This window comes from Paraglaciecola aquimarina (genome assembly GCF_032464635.1).
Lineage (GTDB): Bacteria > Pseudomonadota > Gammaproteobacteria > Enterobacterales > Alteromonadaceae > Paraglaciecola > Paraglaciecola aquimarina.
Map to the genome: position 1 here is coordinate 2,894,472 of NZ_JAWDIO010000002.1, position 24,168 is coordinate 2,918,639.

The 24,168-nt window shown below is 41.6% G+C and carries 16 protein-coding genes and 5 pseudogenes; 4 read left to right on the forward strand and 17 right to left on the reverse strand.

The features are described 5' to 3' along the window. Nucleotides 1–16 precede the first annotated feature (16 nt). The 10 genes and pseudogenes from RS130_RS14400 to cmoA form a co-directional block, all read right to left on the reverse strand. Nucleotides 17–754 (reverse strand): GDSL-type esterase/lipase family protein, encoded by a 738-nt coding sequence (locus tag RS130_RS14400; protein ID WP_316026508.1) that lies wholly within the window; start codon nt 752–754, stop codon nt 17–19. 44 nt (nt 755–798) lie between these two features. Continuing rightward, nucleotides 799–1,503 (reverse strand): DUF6445 family protein, encoded by a 705-nt coding sequence (locus tag RS130_RS14405; RefSeq protein ID WP_316026509.1) that lies wholly within the window; start codon nt 1,501–1,503, stop codon nt 799–801. 115 nt (nt 1,504–1,618) lie between these two features. Beyond that, a pseudogene (sppA, locus tag RS130_RS14410) lies at nt 1,619–3,477 on the reverse strand (signal peptide peptidase SppA). Between the two features lie 201 nt (nt 3,478–3,678). Continuing rightward, nucleotides 3,679–6,467 (reverse strand): annotated as a pseudogene (locus RS130_RS14415) (efflux RND transporter permease subunit). Next, nucleotides 6,379–6,801: an efflux RND transporter permease subunit gene (locus tag RS130_RS23850; protein ID WP_428982785.1), complete on the reverse strand. Its 423-nt coding sequence runs from the start codon at nt 6,799–6,801 to the stop codon at nt 6,379–6,381. The pseudogene RS130_RS14415 and the gene RS130_RS23850 overlap by 89 nt, the downstream one beginning before the upstream one ends. A gap of 156 nt (nt 6,802–6,957) precedes the next feature. Continuing rightward, nucleotides 6,958–7,752 (reverse strand): efflux RND transporter periplasmic adaptor subunit, encoded by a 795-nt coding sequence (locus RS130_RS14420; protein ID WP_316026510.1) that lies wholly within the window; start codon nt 7,750–7,752, stop codon nt 6,958–6,960. After that, nucleotides 7,739–8,074, reverse strand: coding sequence for a hypothetical protein (locus tag RS130_RS14425; protein ID WP_316026511.1), 336 nt, complete (start codon nt 8,072–8,074; stop codon nt 7,739–7,741). Before RS130_RS14425 ends, RS130_RS14420 begins: the two co-directional genes overlap by 14 nt. Continuing rightward, the gene (locus RS130_RS14430) at nt 8,067–9,476 is read right to left on the reverse strand and encodes an efflux transporter outer membrane subunit (protein WP_316026512.1); all 1,410 of its coding nucleotides are present in this window, start codon (nt 9,474–9,476) and stop codon (nt 8,067–8,069) included. The genes RS130_RS14425 and RS130_RS14430 overlap by 8 nt, the downstream gene beginning before the upstream one ends. A 199-nt stretch (nt 9,477–9,675) precedes the next feature. After that, nucleotides 9,676–10,647, reverse strand: coding sequence for a tRNA 5-methoxyuridine(34)/uridine 5-oxyacetic acid(34) synthase CmoB (gene cmoB / locus RS130_RS14435; RefSeq protein WP_316026513.1), 972 nt, complete (start codon nt 10,645–10,647; stop codon nt 9,676–9,678). A 155-nt stretch (nt 10,648–10,802) separates the two neighbouring features. After that, nucleotides 10,803–11,534: a carboxy-S-adenosyl-L-methionine synthase CmoA gene (gene cmoA, locus RS130_RS14440; protein ID WP_316026514.1), complete on the reverse strand. Its 732-nt coding sequence runs from the start codon at nt 11,532–11,534 to the stop codon at nt 10,803–10,805. 147 nt (nt 11,535–11,681) lie between these two features. Between cmoA and acs the strand changes: the two are divergent. Together acs and RS130_RS14455 are read left to right on the forward strand one after the other, a co-directional pair. After that, nucleotides 11,682–13,628: pseudogene (gene acs, locus RS130_RS23575) on the forward strand (acetate--CoA ligase). Between the two features lie 83 nt (nt 13,629–13,711). After that, nucleotides 13,712–14,344 carry a response regulator transcription factor gene (locus RS130_RS14455; RefSeq protein ID WP_316026517.1) on the forward strand — a complete coding sequence of 211 codons (633 nt, stop codon included), beginning with the start codon at nt 13,712–13,714 and terminating at the stop codon, nt 14,342–14,344. 316 nt (nt 14,345–14,660) lie between these two features. Here the strand turns inward: RS130_RS14455 and fadE are convergent. The 5 genes and pseudogenes from fadE to purM all read right to left on the reverse strand — a co-directional run bounded on the left by fadE (nt 14,661) and on the right by purM (nt 19,690). Continuing rightward, nucleotides 14,661–17,126: pseudogene (gene fadE, locus RS130_RS14460) on the reverse strand (acyl-CoA dehydrogenase FadE). Between the two features lie 176 nt (nt 17,127–17,302). After that, a complete protein-coding gene (locus tag RS130_RS23855; RefSeq protein ID WP_316028067.1) occupies nt 17,303–17,770 on the reverse strand; it encodes a DUF3108 domain-containing protein in 468 nt (155 codons plus the stop codon). After that, nucleotides 17,737–18,003, reverse strand: coding sequence for a hypothetical protein (locus RS130_RS14470; protein WP_316026518.1), 267 nt, complete (start codon nt 18,001–18,003; stop codon nt 17,737–17,739). Before RS130_RS14470 ends, RS130_RS23855 begins: the two co-directional genes overlap by 34 nt. Then, nucleotides 17,996–18,652: a phosphoribosylglycinamide formyltransferase gene (gene purN / locus RS130_RS14475; protein WP_316026519.1), complete on the reverse strand. Its 657-nt coding sequence runs from the start codon at nt 18,650–18,652 to the stop codon at nt 17,996–17,998. Before purN ends, RS130_RS14470 begins: the two co-directional genes overlap by 8 nt. Continuing rightward, nucleotides 18,653–19,690 (reverse strand): annotated as a pseudogene (gene purM, locus RS130_RS14480) (phosphoribosylformylglycinamidine cyclo-ligase). A gap of 494 nt (nt 19,691–20,184) precedes the next feature. Between purM and RS130_RS14485 the strand changes: the two are divergent. Both RS130_RS14485 and hda read left to right on the forward strand, forming a co-directional pair. Continuing rightward, complete coding sequence (locus RS130_RS14485; RefSeq protein WP_428982786.1) at nt 20,185–21,117, forward strand: DUF2066 domain-containing protein; 933 nt, start codon at nt 20,185–20,187, stop codon at nt 21,115–21,117. Beyond that, nucleotides 21,105–21,788 (forward strand): DnaA regulatory inactivator Hda, encoded by a 684-nt coding sequence (gene hda / locus RS130_RS14490; protein ID WP_316026520.1) that lies wholly within the window; start codon nt 21,105–21,107, stop codon nt 21,786–21,788. The genes RS130_RS14485 and hda overlap by 13 nt, the downstream gene beginning before the upstream one ends. A 68-nt stretch (nt 21,789–21,856) precedes the next feature. Here the strand turns inward: hda and RS130_RS14495 are convergent, their stop codons facing one another. Both RS130_RS14495 and nagA read right to left on the reverse strand, forming a co-directional pair. Then, the gene (locus RS130_RS14495; RefSeq protein WP_316026521.1) at nt 21,857–23,176 is read right to left on the reverse strand and encodes a sugar MFS transporter; all 1,320 of its coding nucleotides are present in this window, start codon (nt 23,174–23,176) and stop codon (nt 21,857–21,859) included. 35 nt (nt 23,177–23,211) lie between these two features. Beyond that, complete coding sequence (gene nagA, locus RS130_RS14500) at nt 23,212–24,144, reverse strand: N-acetylglucosamine-6-phosphate deacetylase (protein ID WP_316026522.1); 933 nt, start codon at nt 24,142–24,144, stop codon at nt 23,212–23,214. Nucleotides 24,145–24,168 lie beyond the last annotated feature (24 nt).

A 24,168-nucleotide genomic window follows, 5' to 3' on the forward strand; every position in this document is an offset into this window, starting at 1 on the left:
TGGCAATGACCTTCGTTTATTTTGTATGCATGTTTGTGACTAGCCGTTGTTCATATTTTGCTTCAATTGGCATCAGCGCAGCCTTGATAGTCTCTCCCCAAATTTTGTTGCCTTTATCATTTAAGTGCAAATCGTCATGGATAAAAATGTCCTGCATAATCTCGCCATTCTGCTTAAGTAGAGGGGTCGCCACATCGATGTAATGTACCAAAGGATGTGTATCGGCGATGAGTTGATATCCGCGGCTGACATCCATAGCCAGTGGCCAAACCGCTCGTCGCGAAACACTGGGTTTGACAGAAAGTAGGTAGATCCGAGTATCTGGCAATACCTGATGCACGTTGCTTATTATGTGTTGTAACTGGCGTAAAATATCGGTTTTAGGTACAGGGGGAGTTAACGCTGTGTCGTTGTCACCTTCGTAAATTAATATTGCTCTTGGTTGATATTTTATGGCTACTCGATCTATGTAGTAGAGTAAGTCATTCATGTTACTGCCACCAAAACCTCTAGGGATAACAGTCAATGGCGCTAAAGCGGCATGGGCTTCATGGTTCCATCTAGCAATACTTGAGCTACCCGTTAATACTATCGCGCCTTTGGGGGGCATCTTTATAGCGTCTTGTTGTTCAAATTTAATGATAGCTTGTTCGAATCGAGTGGGGTCAGGCACCTTCGCCAGTAAGTGAAAACTGAACAATTGCAGTACGAAGACTGCAAAAAGGGGTAAATTGAGCGCTTTTTTTAGATCCATTTTGTTTCTCGATTAAATGTAAATGCTAAAGCCGGCCAACTAGGCTATTCAAAATCTATAAATATATTGCTGGTTAGTCTTCCAGTATTGATATTATCTATCACATCTCGATTAGGGTCGATCAGAGCAGAGTGTAGCAATGCTCCTGGATAAATCACTAATCTATTTGGTTGATAGTCTACTTTGCCAATTAAACTGAAATGATCATCAGATAAATTAAAGTAGGCTTGTCTGGGCAAGCCTTTCTGATTGAAATAATCAACTACCGCTTTATCTAGTATGGGTAACTTTTGTTGATCAATTTTCTCGAACCCAGTGGGGTTGTGCCGGTAAAATCCTGTACCATCAAACTTGCCCTCGTTGATGTAGTGCATTATGGCAAAATGTTTGCTGGAAAGGCTATCGAAATGTGGGATCGCTTGTTTGAGTTCTAGACTGTCTTCTGATTGCGTAACGATAGAATATACCATGGCTTCTTTCACTAACCGAAGGTTAGTGGGTACCTGATAAAATGTATGAATAACTTCTATGGCTTGTTGTAATACCACCTCTGTATATTCTTTGGGTAGTTTTGCTATTTTACCTGGATAAGCTGATTTTTCGGGTTTGGCAAACGTCGCTTGGGTAAGGGCATACTGTTTACATTCGTCTACGTCCGTCATGAAATTGTCGATTATATAGACCGGGGTTTGTTCATTTCCAACAACGGAATAGCTATGTTTGGCTAGAGGATTAACGGTATACATCATTTGTTACTTCTTGTTTTGACAGCCTGTTTTAATCAGCTTTAATAAAAAAGCCCACTGATTCAATATGCAGTAGGCTTAGGACGGCGATTATTTTTCGGTTTGTCCAACCTGCAAACTATAACTCGCAGGGTAGACAGTATGCATAAACGCCCTTTGGATCATTCAATTTGACCATGGTATCTAAGTCAGATGTTAGTTCTCTAATCATGGTGACTAAGTCATGACTTTTTTGTGTCTTAAAGGCTCCGTCTAAACTTACAGCCGCATTTTGGAATAATTCTTTCCAGAACAATTCGCTTTTAGATAAGTTTCGCTCAATGTATTTGGTATCATATTCCGTCAAATTAGCTAGATCAGCCGCAGCTTTTACACCGTCTTGTAAATAGCCCAACTCATCAACCAATCCATTTTCTAGGGCTGTGCTGCCAATCCAAACTCGGCCTTGAGCAATTTGGTCAACTTGAGGCTTACTCATATTACGATTATTGGCGACTAAGGTAATGAATTTATCGTAACCATGTTCAATACCTCGTTGCATAATTTGGCCCATTTTAGGATTTAGGCTCTTCGTTATTCCCATCCCCGCAAACTCTGTGGTGCCAACACCATCAGTATGAATTCCTAAATAGTCCAACGTGTTTTCAAAGGTGAAGAACATGCCAAAAATGCCAATAGAGCCTGTAATTGTGCTTGGTGCGGCAATAATCTTATCGGCACCAGCAGAAATCCAATACCCGCCAGAAGCGGCATAGGTGCTCATGACTGCGACCACAGGTTTACCTGAGTTTTGTAAGTTTTCGACTTCTTGACGTATCACTTCTGAAGCAAAAGCACTGCCTCCTGGAGAATCAACATATAACACGACTGATTTGATGGAGTTATCTAGGCGCGCCTTCCTAAGTAGCTGAGCGGTACTGTCACCACCGATAGTCCCAGGTTTTTGCGTGCCATTTAAGATAGTGCCTTTAGCCACAACTATTCCTACTTTTTGTACGTCGCCTGTGTCAAAAGGAAGGGGTTGGTGATAACTTTCAAATAATTCTTGTAAGAAATTGCATTAAAGCCGGTATTGTTGTCATTTGGACCTACTATCGAGATAATTTCTTGTAACGCTTCTTCTCTGGTTTTTAGTGCGTCGACCCAACCGAAATCTAACGCGTACTTAGCAAAATCCCCGTCAACCTGTTCAAACTTTTGCATAAAGTCATCTAAGGTTTCATCAAAATTAGTGACATCAAGTCCGCGAGCTTGGGCAACATTGGTTTTATATTGTTGCCACATAGCAGTTAACCATGCTTTATTGGCTTCCTTAGCTGCGTCAGACATATCGTCACGAATGTAAGGTTCAACAGCAGATTTATAGGTGCCCACTTTGAATACATGTGTTTGTGCTTTTATCTTTTCCAGTGCTGATTTGTAATAGGTACCAAAACGGCCATAGCCTTCGAATAGCATAAATCCCATCGGGTTTAAGTAGAGATGATCAGCATGACTGGCTAAATAATATTGATTTTGGCTGAAGTAATCACCTATCGCATAAATGGGTTTTTCGCTTTGTTTGAAGTCGTCGAGTGCCATAGCGATTTGTTCTAATTTATCTAAGCCTGCACTACTTAATCCGTGTAAATCTAATACTAGTGCCTTAATGCGACGATCTTGCTTGGCATTATCTAAGGTATGCAGAATATCCTGTAGCAATATTTCAGGGTTTTCAGGTTTTTGTTCAAAGGCTTCAGCCATAAACTCTTCGAAGGGATCGACTATTTGTTTTTCGATTACTACGCTACCTTCAAGTTTCAGCACTAAAGCAGAACCTTTGGGGACGGTTATTTTATTCTCGCCTTTCATGAGAAATGAGAAAATAACAAGTAATAGACCAATAAAGATAAGGTTAAAAAACAATTTTCGACTGAAGTTTAAAGCAGTCCAAATTCCGACGAAAAGCGATTTCGTCCAACTTTTTCCTGAAGACATAAAAAATAAGCACGCGATTTAATTAGTAATACTTAATCCTATCGAAAATCGAAGCAATAAGGTATTAGCAAATGTAATTCTTTGTAACGGCAGAAGCATTCAATATAAGTAGTGTGGGGCATGCTTAGCAAAAACAGGATAAGTACAAACTATCGGTTGAGAATAGTTTGCACTCGTAACATTTTAAAAGTCTGCCTGATTTTAATTGACCGCGACTTGATTGGGTAGCGTTTCGGTTTTGTCCTTATTCCCTTTTAAGTGCTCAACTAATAGGTAATTAATCGGCACTAAAATTAAGGTGATAAAGGTGGCGAATAGTATGCCGAAGCCTAAAGAAACCGCCATGGGGATCAAAAATTGTGCTTGAGTTGATTTTTCGAAGAGCAGGGGCATTAAACCAATAAAGGTGGTTAAACTAGTCAACATGATTGGTCTAAATCTTGATGCTCCAGCAGTTAAAACAGCTTGAGTTAAACTTATGCCCTTCTCAAGTCGTTTCTTATTAATAAAATCAACTAAGACCAATGAATCATTCACCACCACTCCGACTAAGGCAAGCATGCCCAGTACACTCATTATGGTCAGATCCATACCCATTACCCAATGTCCCATAACAGCCCCAATCATACTAAAAGGAATGACGCTCATGACAATAATAGGTTGAATATAGGATTTGAACGGGATGGCGAGTAACCCGTAGATGGCAAAAAATACCATGAGTAAACCCACCCCAAGAGAAGAGAACGACTCTCGTTGTTCACGCGCCTCGCCTTCCATTTTTGACGACACACCTGGATATTGATTCACCAACTCTTGCACATACTCCGTTAGATCCGCTTGTAGTACCGTCATATTGGTTTTAGTTTTCTCTACATCAGCGGTCACACTCACTGTTCTAAAACGGTCAATTCGGGTTATTTGTGACGGGCTCTTGCCTGAGGTAAGAGTCGCCACGTGGGCCAATGGCACAAAGCCGCCCGATGGGGTTTGTATTAAAATATTTTGCAGATCGGCCAACGAACGTCTTTCATCAATAGGCAATCTTACCATTACTCGAATATCGTCTCGTCCTCTTTGGATCCGTTGTACTTGGCTGCCAAAAAGGCATTTCGCACTTGATTTGATACATTCACTCGGGTCATGCCTAGAGCTTTCCCTTGCTTGGTTAGTTCAATCTGCAACTCTTCTTTACCATCAGATAAACTATCAGAAATATCAAATACTGTAGGGTAGGTGGTTAAGCGCTGTTTAATCTTGTCTGCTATTTCTTGCAAAGTCTTTTGCGAATTACCGCTAAGCTGAACATCGATAGGATCAGAGGAACGGCCGGTTTCAGCTCGGTAAGTTACGCTTTCAGCGCCTGGAATGGGGCCAATTAGACCACGCCATTCTCTCACCAGCTCTGCGGATGTCACGGTAGACTTTCGTTGTTCTGGTGGAATAATCTCAAAACGCACAGAGCCAACATTTGACGCTCCACCACGTCCGCCGGTAGACGCTAAAATGTTGATAATCACGCTTTCTTCGGTGTCCGAATTGGTGTACTTAGCTCTTAGTTCTTCTGCTTTTTCAGCCATTTTTTCAATATATTTATTCGTGACTTCAAAGGTTGTACCGGTTGTCATGGTTAGACTGGCTCGTACCGTCTCACTTGGTACGCGAGGAAAAAATACAAATTTGGTCCAGCCGCTCATTAGCAGGGCTAGGATAATTGAAAAAGTACCTACAAAAATAGCGAGGGTGGCAAGCTTATGACGCAAGCTACATTTTAGCAGAGGCTGATAATATTTAAGGATTGCTCGTTCAAAGCCATCTGCAAAACGTTGTTGCCATTGCTCTAAACGATTCCCTGGATTGCCTTTTTCGTTGCGCAATTTAATATGTTTAAGGTGCGAGGGTAAAACAAACTTTGACTCTATTAACGAAAACAGCAAGACCGGAATAACCACTACTGGGATTTGAGAAAAGAGTGCGCCTCGATTGCCTTCGATAAATGCAAACGGCATAAAGGCGGCTATCGTTGTTAAAATACCAAATGTCACAGGGGTGGCCACTTCTTGGGTGCCTTTAATGGCGGCTTCTTCACCAGACTCTGACGTTTTAAGATGGGTGTAGATGTTCTCTCCTGTGACTATGGCATCATCGACCACTATTCCCAGTACTAGAATAAAACCAAATAAACTCATGATATTTAAGGTTACACCAAAAATGGGCATCGCTAGAAAAGCGCCCATAAAAGAAACAGGAATACCGATAAATACCCAAAATGCAATGGCTGGACGTAAAAATAGAGTCAGTAGCAGTAATACCAGTATTCCGCCTTGCAGGGCACTGCCACTTAGTGTTGCTATTCTATTTTTGACAATTTGCGAGTCGTCATCCCAGTAACTTAATTCATATCCTTCTGGTAAAAGGGGTTGCTTTTCTTCGATGTATTGTTTGACTTTGTCGGCCACTTCTACCGCACTTTGTTGGCCAATTCGGTATACATCGATAAAAGCAGCTTGTTTACCATTGAATCGGGTCCGCACAGGAGTTTCCTCAAAACCGTCTTGGATATTGGCAATATCTTTTAAGCGCAGTATGGAACCATCGCTATTGGTTTTGATAGGAATGTCGGTGAATTCATCCTTGCGGTACGCTTGGCCCTTTGAGCGAATAAGTACATCTCCACCATCCGTTTTAATATTACCCGCAGAAATATCACTGCTTGAATTCGCCACGGCTGCAGATACCTGAGCAAGGGTTAGTCCATATTGGCGAAGTTTATCTTGGGGGATTTCTAAGGCAATTTCGTAGTCGCGTACACCGGCAAGTTGTAGTTGAGTTATGCCGGGAATACGTAACAAGTCGTCCCGTACTTGCTCGGCAAATTCGTTTATTTCTTTTTCGCCATAATCGCTAGAAATAGATACGGCTATTACTTCTGGTTCTTTGGGCCAATGAAACCACGGGGTTTTCAGCATCGGCTGGAAAAGTATTAATAGCATCCACTCTAGATTTAATGTCGGCTAACAATTCTTTCGCGTCATAATCAGAGTCAACCTCAATTGTGACGTTTGCTGAACCTTCCGAAGATACACTGGTAACTTGTTCAATTCCTTCAAGATCTTGAACCGCTTCTTCAATAAGGATAGCGACACCTAATTCAGTATCCTCTGGCGTTGCGCCGCGTAAAGTGACAGAAACACTGATCCTATCGGTTTCAAATGACGGAAAAACTTCAAGAGGTATGCGACTAGTAAGACTATAAATTCCAGCAAATAATATGGTTATCATCAGCAAATTTGCTGCAACATGGTTTCGAGCAAACCAAGCAATCATGTCAAATCTCCATTGTTAGGCGAGGGTGAAAATCGAGAGCGAATATCCATTAATTTTGACCTTCAGGTTTACCGAATTGCCCTTCTTTTCTTTTACCTTTTCTGGCAGGCGCACGCTCGCCATCACTGGTGACTCGTGTACCTGAACTGACTTGGCCTAGGGGGTTGTAACTAATCTATCGCCTGCTTTTAGGCCACCTTCGATAACGGCTTTCTTATCATTTTGCCAACGAATATCTATATCCTTGCGCTTTAATACGCCGTTCTCGACTATGTATACATAGGTCCCCTGATAGATAGCGCTATTGTCAATGACAATAGCGCTATCTAGGGTTTTACCTTGAACTTCGGCATTCACATACTGACCAATTTTGATTGAAGCGCCAGGATGTAATTCTGGGTTGTATGGGTCTTCAATTTGCGCCACGATATAAAGTTGCTGAGAACTGCTGTCAATTGCACCTTCGGTACGGGTTATTTTGCCTAGCCATGTTTGCTTTTTGCTTAAGTTAGACGTGAAACGCGCTTCGATAGTGTGTTGTAGATTATTGCTTGTGCGAAATTCTTCCGGAAAATTGACTAAATCGATATCGCTATTATTAATCGGTAAACGTATTTCTACCGTATCGGTAGAATAGATTTCAGCCACTTTTGTGTTGGCCGCTAGGACTTGACCAAAGTCAACTAACTGCTCGAGGATCCTTCCATCGTAAGGGGCTGTTATTGTCGCTCTTTCTAAGGCTAATTTCGCAATGGTTAACCCCGCTTCAGCTGATAACAAGGTGGCCTCTGCGGCAGCAAGTTGAGGTTTGCGTAAGACTAAGTCACTCGGCTCTTCTGCATAGCCTAAGCGTTTCCAATCAATCGCTGCTTGTTTGGAGTTGGCCTTTTCTTCGAGTAAAGCTTGTTCTGCTGACAACAAACCGGCTTCAGCTATTTTAACGTCCGCCATAGTAATCCCTAGGATCAAGTTTGACCAGTATATCCCCTTTGTTAAAAAATCCACCATTTCGAAACTGTGGACTTACATAGATGATTTGCCCTGAGACTTGAGCGACCAAAGCATTCTGTGTTTTAGGCTGCACGGTGCCAAAGGAGTCTACCACTACAGTAAACTGTTGTGGACTAAGTGATGAAACTTCTACGGTTAACTGAGACGCATTCGATGGTCCCCCTCGTTGGGTTTGAGGCGGGTTATCTAGGATGAATCGTGCAACCACCAAAGTGATAATTAAAATTATTAGCGGGATCAACCACTTTCTTACCTTACTCATTGATTAACTCATCCTCTTGATTATTTTGGGGCTCTGAAAAGTCACCACCCAAGGCGACATATAAGGCAACTCTGTTGGCCAGTAATTTATTCTTGAGTTGGATAAGTGCACTTTGCGCGTCAAATGAACGTCCTTGGGCTTCAAGTACGGTAGTGTAGTTGACTAAGCCTTTTTGGTATTGTTCAAACGACAAGGTTTCTGCTTGGCGGGCATTTTGGCTTGCATTTAATGTGGCTTGATAACTTTGCTTGAGGCTGTCTTCAAGTGTCATCCCATTTTCTACCTCAGCAAAGGCATTGTATAAGGTGTCTACATAAAGTTGCTCTTGTTGCTTAAGTTGTAAGCGCGAAATTTCTTCATTGGCTTTTAAGTCCCCGGCACGGAATAGCGGTGCGGTAATGCTGCCTAATATAGACCAAGCGATAGAAGAGCCTGACAACAAATCAGAAAGTTCATTGCTGTTATCTGAAATTGCAGCATTTAGGTTGATACTAGGAAAGCGTTGTTTATGAGCAAAAGCAACAGCAGCATCTAAGGCTAATACCTGATACCAGCTAGCTTGCAGTGCTGGTTTACGGGTCATGACATCTGACGGTAAACCTGTGGGAATAGCCCAGTCAAGTAATGGTAATTCTGCTTGGGCAGCGGATGATACAATCGCACCGCTTGGGTAGCGGCTTAATATTTTTTCAAGATTGCGCGCATTTTGCAGTAATGACGTGTGTTGGTCTGCTAAATTGGATAGTTCACTGTTGAGTTCATTTCTTGAAAGGTAAACATCTAAGGCTCCGTTTAGGCCTTGTTTATAGCCAGACTCAATGATGTCTAGGTTTTGTCTTGCATTTTCTACACGACGCTTTGCCAGTGACTGTAATTGTTTTGATGTGACTAAGTTAAACCAATTCGTCACAACGTCAGCAACCAAGGTGAGTCTACTTTGTTGGTATTGTGCTTTATTGGCTAAGTAAATTAGGTTCGCTTGTTGCTCAGCATTAGATAATTTCCCCCAAATATCTATTTCGTAACCAGCATTTAACTCAATGGAGTGACTATTGGCGGTTACGTCTGTATTCGCATTTTGACTACGCCCAGAGGTTAACTTTAAATCTAGGGTAGGCCAAAATGCAGCGCCACTTTGCACCAGTCGTTGTTCTAATATTTCAGTGTCATAGGCTGCTTGACGTAACGTACGATTCGAGGTCAGGGCTTCATGTACTAATTTCGCTAAAATAGGTTGTTTAAACTCAGCTAACCAATTGTCATTGACGGCTAATTGGGACTGTTGTAACTGCCAATTAGTAGGTACCTCTGGCGAGCGCGTGGCGTCTGCTATTTGGCTATCTGTGGCACAGCCTAATACGGCAAACCCAATCAAGAAAGGAAAATAGAGTGTTACTTTCACTGTAGGGTGATTCTTAATTTAGAATTATTGTTGCCTCAAAGATAATGGATCCTAAGCGTGCAACAAAGAACTTTACCAAACATTTACACTATAATTGGTTGAACGGATAATTTCGTTACTTTGTCGAAAATCAGGGAACTTATCGAATAGTCGATTCAAATTCTTATTTACTTAAATAGGTTGTGTTACGTTTTGACCATTATACTTCAGCCACGATAACGGCGCGTAATGGGGCCGGGTAGCCTTCAATTGTTTTGCTGTGATCAGTGGGATCTAAAAAATCAACTAATGATTGACTATCCATCCATTCGGTTGCTCTTTGCTCTTCAATAGTGGTTTTGGCTATATCAACCACTTTGATATTTTTGAATCCTACTCTTTGCATCCACACCGTTAAGGCAGCGGTACTAGGTAAGTACCAAACATTGCGCATTTGTGCATAACGTTCACCTGCCATTAATACTGTGTGTTCATCACCTTCTACTACTAATGTCTCAAGAACTAACTCGCCACCTTTACGTAATTGATTTTTTAATTGATACAAAAAGTCAATGGGACTGCGTCTATGGTATAAAACGCCCATGGAAAATACCGTATCAAATGCTTTTAGTGCGGGGAGTTGTTCTACGCCTATGGGTAATAAATGAATGTTCGGCACAGGATTGAAATGTTTAATCGCCTGGAACTGCATTAAAAAAAGTTGCGAAGGATCTGCGCCAACCACCATTTTTGCTTTTTCGCCCAGCATGCGCCACATGTGATAGCCACTGCCACAACCTACGTCTAAAACGAGACGATCTTTTAGCGGCTGAATATGAGGTTGTACTCTGTTCCATTTCCAGTCAGAACGCCATTCGGTATCAATATGGATACCGTGTAGATGAAATGGGCCCTTACGCCACGGGGCAAACTGCTTTAGTAAGCCGGAAATTTGTCTTTGGGTATAGTCATTAATATCTGATAATTGACCAAACTCTACTTTATCTTTTAGGTTGATTGACGAGGGGGTTGTTGTTGGTAGTTTACCGAGTAATTTAACCCACTTATTGAAGTCACCATGCAATTGCTCTTTTTGCCAGAGAGCAATTTGCGCCGGCAAAACTTCTAACCAATGACTCAAAGGTGAATCAGCAATTTGTTTGTAAAAATCGTTAAACCAAGTAACAGCCAAGTGGCCTCCTAAAAAAACAGCATCGCACAACGAGTTTTTTAGCCATGCGCTGGTAGTGATATTAAAAAATGATAAATGAGGTACCGATCCATACTTAAATAAGCGATCTCATGTTAACCAGAAGACGTTTGATCTCCAATATAGACTCGTACCCGTCAGCCTTTTATTGCCACCATAGAAGCAAAGTTAAAACAGGTAAACCAGCGAATAACATCAATAAAGCCAGCGCTTGTTAGGCGAGACTGATGCTGTTCAAACGTATCGGTACGCATTACATCTTCAAGTGCAGTGCGTTTTTGGCTGATTTCCAAGTCACTATAACCATTTCGGCGTTTGAATTCATGATGAAGATCAATCAATAATTCATTGCCTTGTTCGGTGTCATGTTTCAATTTCTCTGACAAAATAAGAATGCCACCTTGATCCAGACCGGCGTAAATTTTCTCGATAATGGCTTTTCGCTGTTCTGGGGGGATAAATTGCAAGGTGAAGTTCATCACTACGCAAGATGCGTTTTTTATCTCAACATTTTGTAGATCATCACAAATGACTTTGATTGGGGTGGTTGATTTAAAGGCTTGTACATGTAATTCACAGCGCTTTGCCATCGCTTCTGAATTATCAATTGCGATAATCTGGCTATTTTGGGCCTGCACATATTTGCTGGCAGCCAAACTTACCGCGCCTAGTGAACAACCTAAATCGTATATGCGACTATTGTCTTTAGCATGACGACCACAGAGTTGGCCGATGGCGTCAACAATTGTGCTGTAACCGGGCACAGAGCGTTGAATCATATCCGGAAATACTTCGGCTACGTTTTGATCAAAGGTAAATGCCCCAACTTGTTGAGGTTGTGAATAAATAGCGTCTTTACCAGTGTTCATAATGATTACAATAACTTATGGGATGAAATTGCGGGCAATTCTACCTGTCGATGGCTGCGCAATCAATTTACATTGTTGCTAATAGTACTTTAGTCTTATACCTTATGTAAAAATTAAGAGAACCAGTGTAAAAGGAACTGTCCAAAGATGTTATCAAAACGCTATCCAGTCTCATCTGAAGCCAAAGAAAATGCTCTACTAGATAAGTCAGAATATGAACGAATGTATCAACAATCAGTAGAGGATCCCGACGGGTTTTGGGCTGAGCATGGGAAACGTATAGATTGGATAAAACCCTATACCCAGATATCAGATTGTCATTTTTCAAAATCAGATACCCACATTAAGTGGTACTCTGATGGGGTGTTAAATGCGAGCTATAACTGTATCGATCGTCATGTTAATGCCTCGCCAGATAGAACAGCCATTATTTGGGAAGGTGACGACCCTAGTGTTGACAAACATATCAGCTACCTCGAACTTCATGAGCAAGTTTGTAAATTATCAAATGGACTTAAAAGTCTGGGGGTAGGCAAAGGCGATAGGGTGGTTATCTATATGCCAATGGTGCCAGAAGCCGCATACGCAATGTTAGCTTGTGCCCGTATTGGTGCAGTCCATTCGGTCATTTTTGGTGGTTTCTCACCACATGCTATTGCCGATAGAATTGAAGACTGCGCAGCAAAAGTGGTCATTACCGCAGATCATGCTAGACGAGGTGGCAATCAGTTACCGTTAAAAGACAATGTTGATAAGGCGTTAACCAGAGAATCGAGTGCTTGTGTCTCCCATGTGGTGGTATTTGAAAACACACAAGGGCGAGTTGATTGGTCTGCAAAACGTGATATTTGGTGGCATGATTTAATTGCGCCACAAGCCGCTATCTGCGAACCAGAACCCATGAACGCAGAAGATCCACTATTTATTTTGTACACATCCGGTTCAACGGGCACGCCCAAGGGGGTGGTGCATACAACGGGTGGATATATGGTTTACGCGTCTATGACTCATCAACATGTATTCGCTTACAAACCGCAAGATATATATTGGTGCGCGGCCGATGTAGGCTGGATAACAGGTCATTCATATATTGTTTATGGCCCATTAGCAAATGGCGCAACAACACTGATGTTCGAAGGCATACCCACATATCCAGACGTTAGAAGAATTGGCCAAGTGGTCGATAAACATAAGGTTACGCTTTTATATACAGCGCCCACCGCTATTCGAGCATTAATGGCTAAAGGCGATGAACCAATTAAAGGTAGTACCAGGAAAGTCTACGAGTGTTGGCCAGTGTCGGTGAGCCAATTAATCCAGAAGCATGGCATTGGTATTACGAAAAAATCGGCAATGCTGCATGTCCAATAATGGATACCTTAGGTGGCAAACAGAAACCGGTGGCATCATGATTACGCCCTTACCCGGTGTCACTGACTTAAAACCAGTGCTCGGCCTCTAGACCTTTTTTCGGTATTCAACCCGACTTAGTGTCAAATGAAGGAGACTTGCAAACAGGAGTGGCCGAAGGAAACTTGGTTATTAGCCACTCATGGCCTGAGTCAGGCGAGAAGCGTGTGGGGGGATCACCAACGATTTATTCAAACCTATTTTAGTAGCTACGATGGCTACTATTTTACTGGCGATGGCGCTAAGCGAGACGAAGATGGTTATTTTTGGATAACGGGAAGGGTTGATGATGTGCTTAATGTATCTGGACACCGTTTAGGTACTGCAGAAATTGAAAGCTCTTTAGTGGCGCATCCGGCTGTGGCAGAAGCCGCTGTTGTCGGATTTCCTCATGATATTAAAGGGCAGGGAATATATGTTTATTTGTTCCCTACCGATGGCGTTGAAGTCACTGAAGCGTTATCTAAAACGCTACGTCAGTGGGTGAGAGAGGATTTAAGTCCTATTGCGACGCCTGATGTTATACAATGGACGACTGGTCTACCGAAAACCCGATCCGGAAAAATTATGCGGCGTATTTTGCGGAAAATAGCCGCTAATGAGCATGAGCAATTAGGCGATACATCTACTTTGGCTGATCCAAGTGTAGTTGAGGCACTCATTGCAAATAGGTTTAATAAATAATAACTATAAGTTTATCAATGCTTAACTTACAAAAAGTTAAGCATAGTAACTAGTTTTTTAATACACAGAACGAGAACAAATTAATGGCAAAATTTTTGATAGCAGATGATCACCCTTTATACCGAGAGGCTTTGGTTGGTGCGTTATTTCCGCTATTTGACGATATAAAAATAGTAGAATCCGATGACTTAGACTCTACAATTGTCACGCTAAGGGCGAACACAGATATTGATTTAGCCCTGTTAGATTTAGATATGTCAGGTTGTGAGAATTTGTACGGATTAATCAATATTCTAAAAGATTTTCCTAATATTCCTGTTGCCGTTATTTCTGCGACTGATTCTATCAAGGTCATTCGTCAGGTAATGACACTAGGGGCAAAAGGGTTTATTCCAAAGTCCACTCCCACTAAAGTCATTGCCAATGCGCTAGGAAAAATAGTAGAAGGCGAAACGTGGTTACCAGAAGGCATGGTAATAGACGCAGGTACAGAGGATGCCAGTTTAGATATATTTAGGTTGGTATCAGAGTTAACACCAAAACAATCTGAGGTTTTGAAATTAGTGAAAGAGGGGTTATTGAATAAACAAATTGCCTATAGTCTTAATATTACTGAGGCAACGGTAAAAGCACACATTAGTGCAATACTGCGTAAGCTCAATGTAAATACTCGCACCCAGGCTGTATTGCTGTTACAAGAATTAGAGGCTGAGTAATTTTCACTTTGCAAGTTTTGCAATGTGTTCAGTCGCATTCTATTTTGGAAAGTCAGACGTCTTTCATCGACAATTGGTATGAAGTTTAGCAACCTCTTTGTATGACGCGCTTAATTTCTGACGAGCAGATGCGCTATTGAGCTTATGCCATACAGAGTGAGCCCATGTAGCACGGGTTGGTTTGACACCAAGAGATCTTTTATCAATATATATTGATGTACAGTAAAAAAGCCCTGAATTTCAGGGCTTTTTGCTTTGCTTAAACTATTGCTTAACTTAAACGATACGTCTTATCCAGAACTCAGGGTAAATAGTATTATGTCGCCTTGGCCGCTCGTGGTTTTCTTTTGGGTTTTGCCTTAGCGGCCCCCACTATTATCTCGCTGGGAACAAAATCATCAACATTGATAGTACGTAATCGACCTTGTTCTGTTGTGATTAAAAGTTGTGCTTGTTGTTCGGATATGACGCCTAACTCCAAGCCTAAGGCCGCTATTTTATCTAATTGTGTAAACGGCATTCGCTGATTTGCTGCTTTACAAATTTTGTCGTATATCGGCTCGGCAGCCACTATGTTCTCGAGGGTTTGCTCTAAATCTCCCAGTAAGCTGCCATCGATACGGGCGAGGTATTGACCGGCACCTAGACGAGTTCTTACATCATTAGGAGTTTGTAACAATTGTGCGACTTTGTGATCTAAGCTATCGCTTGGGCGCTTGTACTTTTTGCCCAACGGCATGATCACTAGTTTCAATACTTTACCCAATATTCGGTTTGGAAAATTATCTAATAACTCTTCTAGCGCTATTTCTAATCTATGTAAACTATCTTGCATTGCCCAGTGCATTAACGGACTATCGTCATGTCGGCGCCCGTCATCATCAAAACGTTTTAAGACGCATGAGGCTAGGTATAAGTAGCTCAATACATCCCCCAAACGAGCTGAGACACGTTCCCTTCGCTTTAAATCGCCACCTAAAATACTCATGGCGATATCAGATAACAGTGCCATATTAGCACTATAGCCTTGCATCGCACGGTAATAGCCTTTGGTATCATCTCTAAATGGTGCATGAGCCAAGCGCCCGCGACTGATAGAAAACCAAATGCTTCGGAAAAAGTTACTGATTGCGAAGTTAATATGCCCTAACACCGCTTGATCGAATTGCTGCAAACTTTGTTCGTCATCCTTATTGCTCGCGGCGAGCATTTCTGACAACACATAAGGATGACAACGCATGGCGCCTTGACCATAAATCATCATATTTCGCGTCAGTATATTGGCCCCTTCGACCGTTATCGCAACAGGCGCCCCCTGATAACCGCGACCTAAATAATTTTTGGGGCCAAGCATTATGCCTTTGCCGCCATGAATATCCATAGCATCTGATACAAGTTGACGCATTTTTTCAGTCAAGTGGTATTTGCAAATTGCGGAGATTACCGAAGGCTTTTCCCCTAAATCAACGCCTTTGGTAGAAAATGAAGTGACTGCATCCATTAGGTAGGCATTGCCGCCAATACTCGCTAATTTTTCTTCAATACCTTCCATTTTACTAATGGGTAATTTGAATTGTCTACGTATGCGGGCATAAGCCCCTGTTGCTAGCGCTATAGATTTAGCGCCCCCAGCTGACGTTGAAGGTAACGTGATCACACGTCCTACTGACAAGCACTCTACCAACATGCGCCAGCCTTGACCTATCATTTTTGGACCGCCGATAACAAAATCTAACGGCACAAAAATATCTTTGCCGCGGATAGGCCCGTTTTGTAGAGGGACGTTCAGTGGAAAATGCCTATTGCCAATATCAATACCTTTGGTATCTCTAGGTAACAACGCACAAGTAATGCCCAAATCCTGTTGCTCGCCCAATAAGTTTTCTGGGTCAAATACTTTAACGGCCAAGCCTATTACTGTGGCGACTGGCGCTAGGGTGATGTAACGTTTATTAAAGGTTAAACGCATTCCTATAACTTCTTCACCTTCCCAAGTTCCTTTACAGATGATGCCTGTGTCAGGTAATGAGCCTGCATCTGAGCCTGCTTCTGGTCCTGTTAAAGCAAAGCAAGGGATTTCTTCGCCAGTCGCTAACCTAGGTAAATAGTGATTCTGTTGTTGTTCGGTACCATATAATTGTAGCAATTCTCCATGGTCCCAAGGAGTTGGGTACACCTACGGTACTCGCTAAAGTGGTACTTACCCCAGATAACTTCTGCAATACTCTCGATTGGGCATAAGCAGAAAAATCTAAGCCACCAAATTCTTTTTGATGATCATCGCAAAGAATTTGTTGTCTTTTAAGAATGCCCACACTTCTGCTGATAAATCCGCATCTTTATGGGTCACTTGCCAGTCATCACACATATGACAAACTTGCTCTACAGGACCGTCTAAAAAACGTTGCTCCTCAACCGTTAAGCGGGCTTGGGGGATATTATGTAATGTTTGCCAATTGGGATTGCCGCTAAATAATTCTCCATCCCACCAAACTGTGCCTGCATCAATCGCTTCTTTTTCAGTGTCCGACATTTCGGGCATGATTTTTTTGTATATTTTTAAAATAGGAGCGGTAATGTATTGCTTACGGATTGATTCAATATTTAACGGTACAGCAATAATTAAAAATAAAATCCATGTTAACTCTCCGACAATATCAAAAATATGGCCGATTAAAAACAAGCAGAAAATGGCAATGGAAGCATTGAATAGCTTCATGCGAAAATAACTCACTATACCTATTGATGTAATAACAAACAAAAACCAAATACATATTTGCATAATAAATCTCGTGGAGGTCTGACCAGATTTCTTAAAGGTATATATTTGCTTTACAAAGATCAAGCATATTCAATATTTATTGTTGATAGCAACAGTGGGGGCAGGGCTAAGAAGGGGAAATGTAAATCAACAGCCCCGAACTAAGGCAAGATCGGGATGCAATATTCAACCGTTGATCAGTCTAACAATTGGAAACTTTTAAGGCGTATTTCCCCTTGTTCATCGCCATCTTTAAATTGTTGCAATTTAACTAATTGATAATTCAATTCAGGGGCAAACCAAGCCAAGGTTTCTCGGGAAGAGTTTTTACGATCAAGTTTAACTTTGACGCCTTGTATTTCGCCATAGGGTAAGTCTACTGTTTCTGTGCCTAGCACCCTTAAGTCATAATGTCTTAATTCCCCACGACTGTTAATTAAATCGTAAGAAAAGGTTTTTTGCCCAGCGGCGAGTTTCAATTGAGTGTCAAGGCGGTATAGTTGGTTGTCGAATTGACCGTCCCAAATAATGGGAGCACCATTATTTATCTTTATTTCACTGTCTACGAATTCAATGGATATTTTTTTATCTGCCCCTGTGCCGGTGCGTTCATAGTGATAGATGTTAGGTATTATTTGTCCATTCTTATAGGCGAAGGTGCTAATTTCACTACGTTCATCTGAAAGAAAAAAGCAGAGACTTTTGAGCGATAATCCAGCTGGTAGGTATTGTTGTCTAGAGCTTGCAGAGCAAGCGTCGCGTTGCCTAGGTTGCGACCAAATCGATAGGCTGAATACTCAGCCTTAAAGGTTTTTAGCGATGTAGTGTTCGCACTGGTGCTACTGATAAAACTTAAAAAGATGAGAGAGATTAACCAACGTGTGTTTGAGCTAGCCAAAGGCATAGCCCATTTCAGCGAGTATTTTGTCATCTAACATTGCCTTATTATTTTGCATTTTTAATCTATCACTACAAAACCAACTAATCACAAGAGGGTACATTTGCCTTTCTTGCTGCTGGACTCTTTGCGCTAATTCGTCAGGATCTTGCCTTTCAAATATAGGCACCTTAGATTGTAATACTACGGGGCCTCCGTCAAGCTCTGGTGTAACAAAGTGTACAGATGCGCCATGTTCTACATCTCCGGCATCAATTGCCCGTTGATGTGTATCTAACCCTTTGTACTTAGGCAACAAAGATGGATGAATGTTCAACATTCTAGCAGAATAATAGTCAACGAATTCAGGGGTTAGAATGCGCATGAACCCTGCTAAGACAATCAGATCAGGCGTAAACTCATCAATGCTCTTTTTCAGTGCTTGGTCATAACTTTCACGACTAGCGAAGCTTTTGTGATCGATAAATATGGCGGGTATCCCCGCTTCTTTTGCGCGTGTTAACGCATATGCCGATTGTTTATTAGATACCACAGCAGTGACTTTACCATTAATCTTACCAAGACTTATTTGTTCAAGAATGGCTTGAAGATTCGAGCCATTACCTGATACTAAAACCACGATAGATTTAGCGGGTGTTAAATTACTCACTTAGTTTATCTCAACCTGCTGCTCAGATGTGCTGTTTTCAATATGGCCGATTACCCAAGCGTTTTCACCTAACTCATTTAATATGTCCACAGCTTGATTTGCTTTATCTTTGGGCAAGGCAATAATTAACCCTACACCACAGTTAAACGTGCGATACATTTCGTGCGTTGTGACATTACCTTGTTGTTGAAGCCAGTTAAATATGCCAGTGCCATTGCCAACTTTTACCATCAATCACCGCTTTTGTATTGTCAGGCAGTACTCTTGGAATATTCTCCCAAAACCCACCGCCAGTTATATGAGAAATAGCGTGTACTTCTACTTGTTCTAGTAGTTTAAGAACAGATTTCACATAGATACGAGTTGGCTCAAGCAAGTGTTCTGATAAAGGCTTGCCTTCAAATATTTCGCTGGTATCGCTGCCAGAAACTTCAATGATTTTGCGTACTAGAGAGTAGCCGTTTGAGTGAGGACCGGATGAGCCGAGTGCAATTAGTACGTCACCATCAGCTACTTTTGAGCCATCTATTACATCATCTGCTTCAACTACGCCTACACAGAAACCTGCAACGTCGTAATCTTCGCCGTGATACATTCCCGGCATTTCGGCTGTTTCGCCACCAATTAGCGCGCAGCCCGATAACTCACATCCTTTGCCTATGCCAGTTACGACTTCGGTTGCGGTATCAACATTTAATTTTCCTGTTGCATAATAGTCGAGAAAGAATAGAGGCTCTGCACCTTGTACGATAAGGTCGTTAACACACATGGCGACTAGGTCGATGCCTATGCCGGCATGTTGCTTGAGATCCATTGCCAATCTTAATTTAGTGCCCACTCCGTCGGTACCAGAGACTAATAGCGGTTTTTTATATTTTTCGGGTAAAGAACATAATGCGCCAAATCCGCCCAAACCGCCTTTAACTTCTGGCCGATGGGTTTTTTCGTGACCGATTTAATTCGTTCGACTAACTGATTGCCCGCGTCTATGTCGACCCCAGCGTCTTTGTAACTTAATGATGAATTGTTGTCGCTCACGTCTTTACCTCAAGTTGAATTTGCCACAAAAAAAGAGCGCAGATTTTAGCAGCTTGCTCGCACAATACCAACAACATAAGGTGCTTTCTGCTGTGATTAATATCGCTGGTGCTAGTTTGCTGAGATTTTAATCAGAAAAATAAAACTCAATTGTCCTGTGTGAATGTAGTTTATACGTTTGTTTGTAGATGAAATAAGGTTGACTAGGGAGATAAGTGTTTTATTTCTATCTTTATTTACAAAGAGTTGATGAATTTTTTTCGTCAAATAAAAGACAATAGCCTTTTTGCAATTTCTAACTAGGGAGAATTGGCCCAGATGCCAATAAAATGGTACTCCGTTAATTCGCTGGCATTTTTAATCTTGCTTAGCTTGGGTAGTTTTCAAATTGATGCCGCTGTCATCAATGACCTTTTTGACGCCAAAATAGCAGTCTCTGATCAATCAGAAAAAATCAAGCCAATGCTTTTAAACAAGGGATTAGCCAGGTCTTAGTGAAGGTCAGAGGGAAAGCCGATCTTTTGAAGAACGCCACTATTCGTAAAGGAATGAGTGGTGTCACTCGTTTAGTTAAGTCTTATCGATATGAGAATGATGAAGGACAGTTGTATCTGTTAATTAATTTTGATCGTGAAAGAGTTGAGCAACTCATTAGAAAAGCAGGTTTTCCAATTTGGGATAAAACTCGTGCAGATAGTTTAGTATGGATGGCAATACAAACGACCGATAGGCAGTCTAGGACCATCACCACTGCTGACAGCCACCCTCCATTATTTAGGCAATTAGAATTAAGGGCTAAAACCAGAGGGATTCAATTGGTTTATCCATTATGGGATTTAGATGATGTACAAAATCTAACGGTTTACGATATATGGGGCGGGTTTAGCCAACAAATTATGCGCGCTAGCGAACGGTATGGTGTGCAATCTGTTCTTTCCGCTAGAGTCTACCAAGGTTCACAAGATCCTGAGCAAACTGTGGGCGTGAATGGCAATTTATCTAGCAAGGAATGGGTAGCTGATTGGACACTTATTCAAAATGGTAAATTGCAAGCAGGCCAAGTTAAAGCAGATACTATTGTGCTGTTAGGCAGTCAATTAGTCGATGTATTAGCCGATCAATTAGCGGAAATTTATGCGGTCGATTTAAATGACCTTTATTCATCTACCCAAAATGTTGAAATTACTATTAGAAATATTGATACCTTACAAGCTTATGTGGATGTGTCTAATTTTTTGCAAAACTTAAGCGTTGTGAATACCGCTAGCTTGATCAAACAACAAGGCTCATCCGCTACATTTGAAGTTGATCTGTTAGGTGAATATGACGATCTTAAGAATGCCTTTGAGTTAGGCGGAAAAATCACACCAGTATTAGACCAGTTTGGTCAAGCTAGGTCTGATTCGGAGTTCTCTTGGGGCAAGTAACAAGTCAACTATCACTCCCTGTTAATATTAAAGAAACAGAAACGTTTGAAAGCTATGTTGAAGGGAAAAACAAGCAGCTGTGCGACCACCTAAAACAATTGTTTGTGGCGATGAATGAAGGCGGCATGAAGCACTGGTTGAACTATCTGTTTAGCGATCAAGAAGTGGGTAAAAGTCACTTACTTTATGCCTTATGCCATCAAGCTGAATTAAATGGTGTGAGTTGCGTTTATCTTAACTTCCAACAACATGCTGAGTTAACACCCGATGTATTAATGGGGCTAGAGCATTATGCTATTATTTGCCTAGATGATATTCATCATTTAGAAGGCAGTATTACCTGGCAAGTGGCGTTATTTGATCTAATCAATAGAGTGAAAGAACAAAATACAGCTTGTTTAGTGATGACGGGGAACCAGCCCTCACAAATGTTGCCTTTGGACTTGGCTGATTTAAAGTCTCGGTTATCTTGGGGGATCAGCTTTCAGCTTATGTCTTTAACCGATGAGCAACGTCAGAAAGCGCTGACCGTGCGTGCAGAGCTGCGCGGGTTAAACATGTCAAAAGACGTGGCAAAGTTTCTTGTTAACCATTGGCAAAGAGATATGTCAGCGTTACTTAATTCACTCGATTTACTCGATGAAAATCCCTTCAGCAACAACGTAAGCTGACCATTCCTTTTGTTAAAAGCATTCTAGCTATTTGAAGATAACTTATCGTTTTTTCTATTACCAATGAGTTAGTATTGTTTCCATGCTTTAATTTTGTGTCCTTTGACAGCGTAAAACAAAATGAAACCGTAACAAGGTAACATCATCCAATAAGCGGAATGACTACTAAAATGTTCAGCTAAGATACCGTACACCATAGGTAAAATTGCTCCGCCAGAAATGGCCATTATCAATAACGCAGATCCTCTTGCGGTCAAACTAAATAAGCCATCTAGCGCCAATGGCCATATTGCTGGCCAAACTAAAGCATTGGCAAAACCCAGTATAGCAATTAAGGTAATGGTGTCTGGGAGTAGGTTCAAACCCATCCACCCCCATAGTACAGCAGAGATTTGTATCGACTGACTGTTGGAAAATACAATAGCAATACTCAGAATGATGCCTAAGATTGCAGAGCCAGATAAGGCTTGAGATTGGTTAACTATGCTGGGAATAATGACTAATCCCAATAGATATCCCAACACCATAAACGCCATGGTATAGGAGGTGAGTGTTGTTGCATTTTCAACGCCTAGTTGAGAGCCAAATAACCCTATAGTATCACCGGCTATAACCTCTACACCTACATATAAAAACAATGCAATCACGCCCAAAATTAATTGTGGGTAGGCCGTTAATTTTGTTGGTGCGTCATTTTCCGTGTCAGGTTTCTCTAACACTAAATCGGGTAAAGAAGAAAAATTCAATAATATGGCTAAAACGAATAATACCAGCGCCATTGCTGCGTATGGTTTAACTAAACCATCAGCTAAAGCCGCTATTTGTATCACCTTATCTGCTTCGGATAAGGCAGCAATAGACTGAGCGTTAACCTGAGAAAACTCCCCTAAAACTAACGCTGTAAAAACGATAGGCGCTATAAAACCAGCGAACTTGTTCAATAATCCCATTATGGAAATACGTACTGCCGCGGTTTCTTGTGGACCAATTTTAACGATATAAGGGTTAGAAGCGGTTTGTAATATAGTGAGACCAGTACCTACTAGAAATTGAGCAATCAAGAACACACTAAATTCGCGGCTATAAGAGGCTGGAATAAATAACAAACAGCCTACAGCAATTAAGCCTAAACCTAAGCTCATGGCTTTCTTATAGCCTGTTTTATCTAATACCCAAGCCATAGGTAACGCCATAACAACATAGGCGATATAAAATGAAAAAGCGATGAGAAGGGCTTGGCTTTCTGTGAGTTCGCATACTATTTGTAAAAAAGGGATCAAGGCCCCATTTAGCCAAGTGACAAAGCCGAAGATAAAAAATAGTATGCCGATAATCAACATCGGTATCAAAGCGTTAGGTTGACTGTTCGCTGGATTGCCTGCTTGCATTGCTCACCTTTCTTGTTGTTATCAGGGTCATTAATTCACTTTTTTCCGCCGACGAAAGTGTCGGTGACTTTAAAGTGCTCGTTCAGCACTACCCAATCTGCATCGTAGCCCTTATCGAGGTAGCCTTTATGTTGCAAATCTAAAAATGACGCAGGGGTGGATGACGCCATTCCTAATGTTTGCTCAGGTGAGCAACGTAAATTTTGTATACTATTGCTAACCGCTGTGGCCATATCCAAAGCGGAACCGGCTAACCTCCCACCCGCAATTGTTAACTTATTGCCATCACGAGTTATATTCATTCCGCTGAAATTTAGGTCGATTTGCTCACTGCCTACATGTGACATGGCGTCTGTGACCAACATTATTTTTGAGGGCGATTTACATTTAATAGCCAGTTGGCAACTAGCCACATCGACGTGTTCATGGTCCACAATTAGACCGCAATACGTAGAATCATTAAGTAGCGCTGCGCCGACCATGCCTGCCGCACGACTGTGTAATGGTGACATAGCATTAAATAAATGCGTAAAGCCTTGAGCACCTGCTTCGATCGCTGCCATGGTTTGCTCAAATGTTGCGTTTGAATGACCAAGGCAGACTTTTATATTGGCTGAAACTAAATCTCTGATAATGTCGCAAGGTACGTTTTCTGGGGCCAACGTGACACACACTACACCTAAATCCTGACGAGTAAATAATGCCAACTCTTTGTCACTAATAGGGCGAACATGTTGTTGTGGGTGGATACCTCTTTTAGGCTGACTTAAGTGTGGCCCTTCAAAGTGTACCCCTAAAATGCTCGGCATTTTCATCGCCATCGCCTGCTGTATCGCCTCTGCCGCCAGCGTCATGGTTGAAAAATCATCGGTTATCAGAGTCGGTAACATGGCGGTTGTACCAAATCGCTGATGCGCTTTACTCATGATTTGTAAAGTACTAACAGTAGGCTGATTATTAAATAGCACTCCACCACCGCCATTTACTTGTAC

What these genes read in the sequence shown, in the direction of transcription:
- RS130_RS14425 (WP_316026511.1), bottom strand. Translation starts at nt 8,074, where the DNA reads ATGAGTAAGGTAAGAAAGTGGTTGATCCCGCTAATAATTTTAATTATC.
- RS130_RS14455 (WP_316026517.1), top strand. Translation starts at nt 13,712, where the DNA reads ATGGCAAAATTTTTGATAGCAGATGATCACCCTTTATACCGAGAGGCT.
- RS130_RS14495 (WP_316026521.1), bottom strand. Translation starts at nt 23,176, where the DNA reads ATGCAAGCAGGCAATCCAGCGAACAGTCAACCTAACGCTTTGATACCG.
- RS130_RS14400 (WP_316026508.1), bottom strand. Translation starts at nt 754, where the DNA reads ATGGATCTAAAAAAAGCGCTCAATTTACCCCTTTTTGCAGTCTTCGTA.
- RS130_RS14405 (WP_316026509.1), bottom strand. Translation starts at nt 1,503, where the DNA reads ATGATGTATACCGTTAATCCTCTAGCCAAACATAGCTATTCCGTTGTT.
- cmoA (WP_316026514.1), bottom strand. Translation starts at nt 11,534, where the DNA reads ATGAACACTGGTAAAGACGCTATTTATTCACAACCTCAACAAGTTGGG.
- RS130_RS23850 (WP_428982785.1), bottom strand. Translation starts at nt 6,801, where the DNA reads ATGATTGCTTGGTTTGCTCGAAACCATGTTGCAGCAAATTTGCTGATG.
- RS130_RS14420 (WP_316026510.1), bottom strand. Translation starts at nt 7,752, where the DNA reads ATGGCGGACGTTAAAATAGCTGAAGCCGGTTTGTTGTCAGCAGAACAA.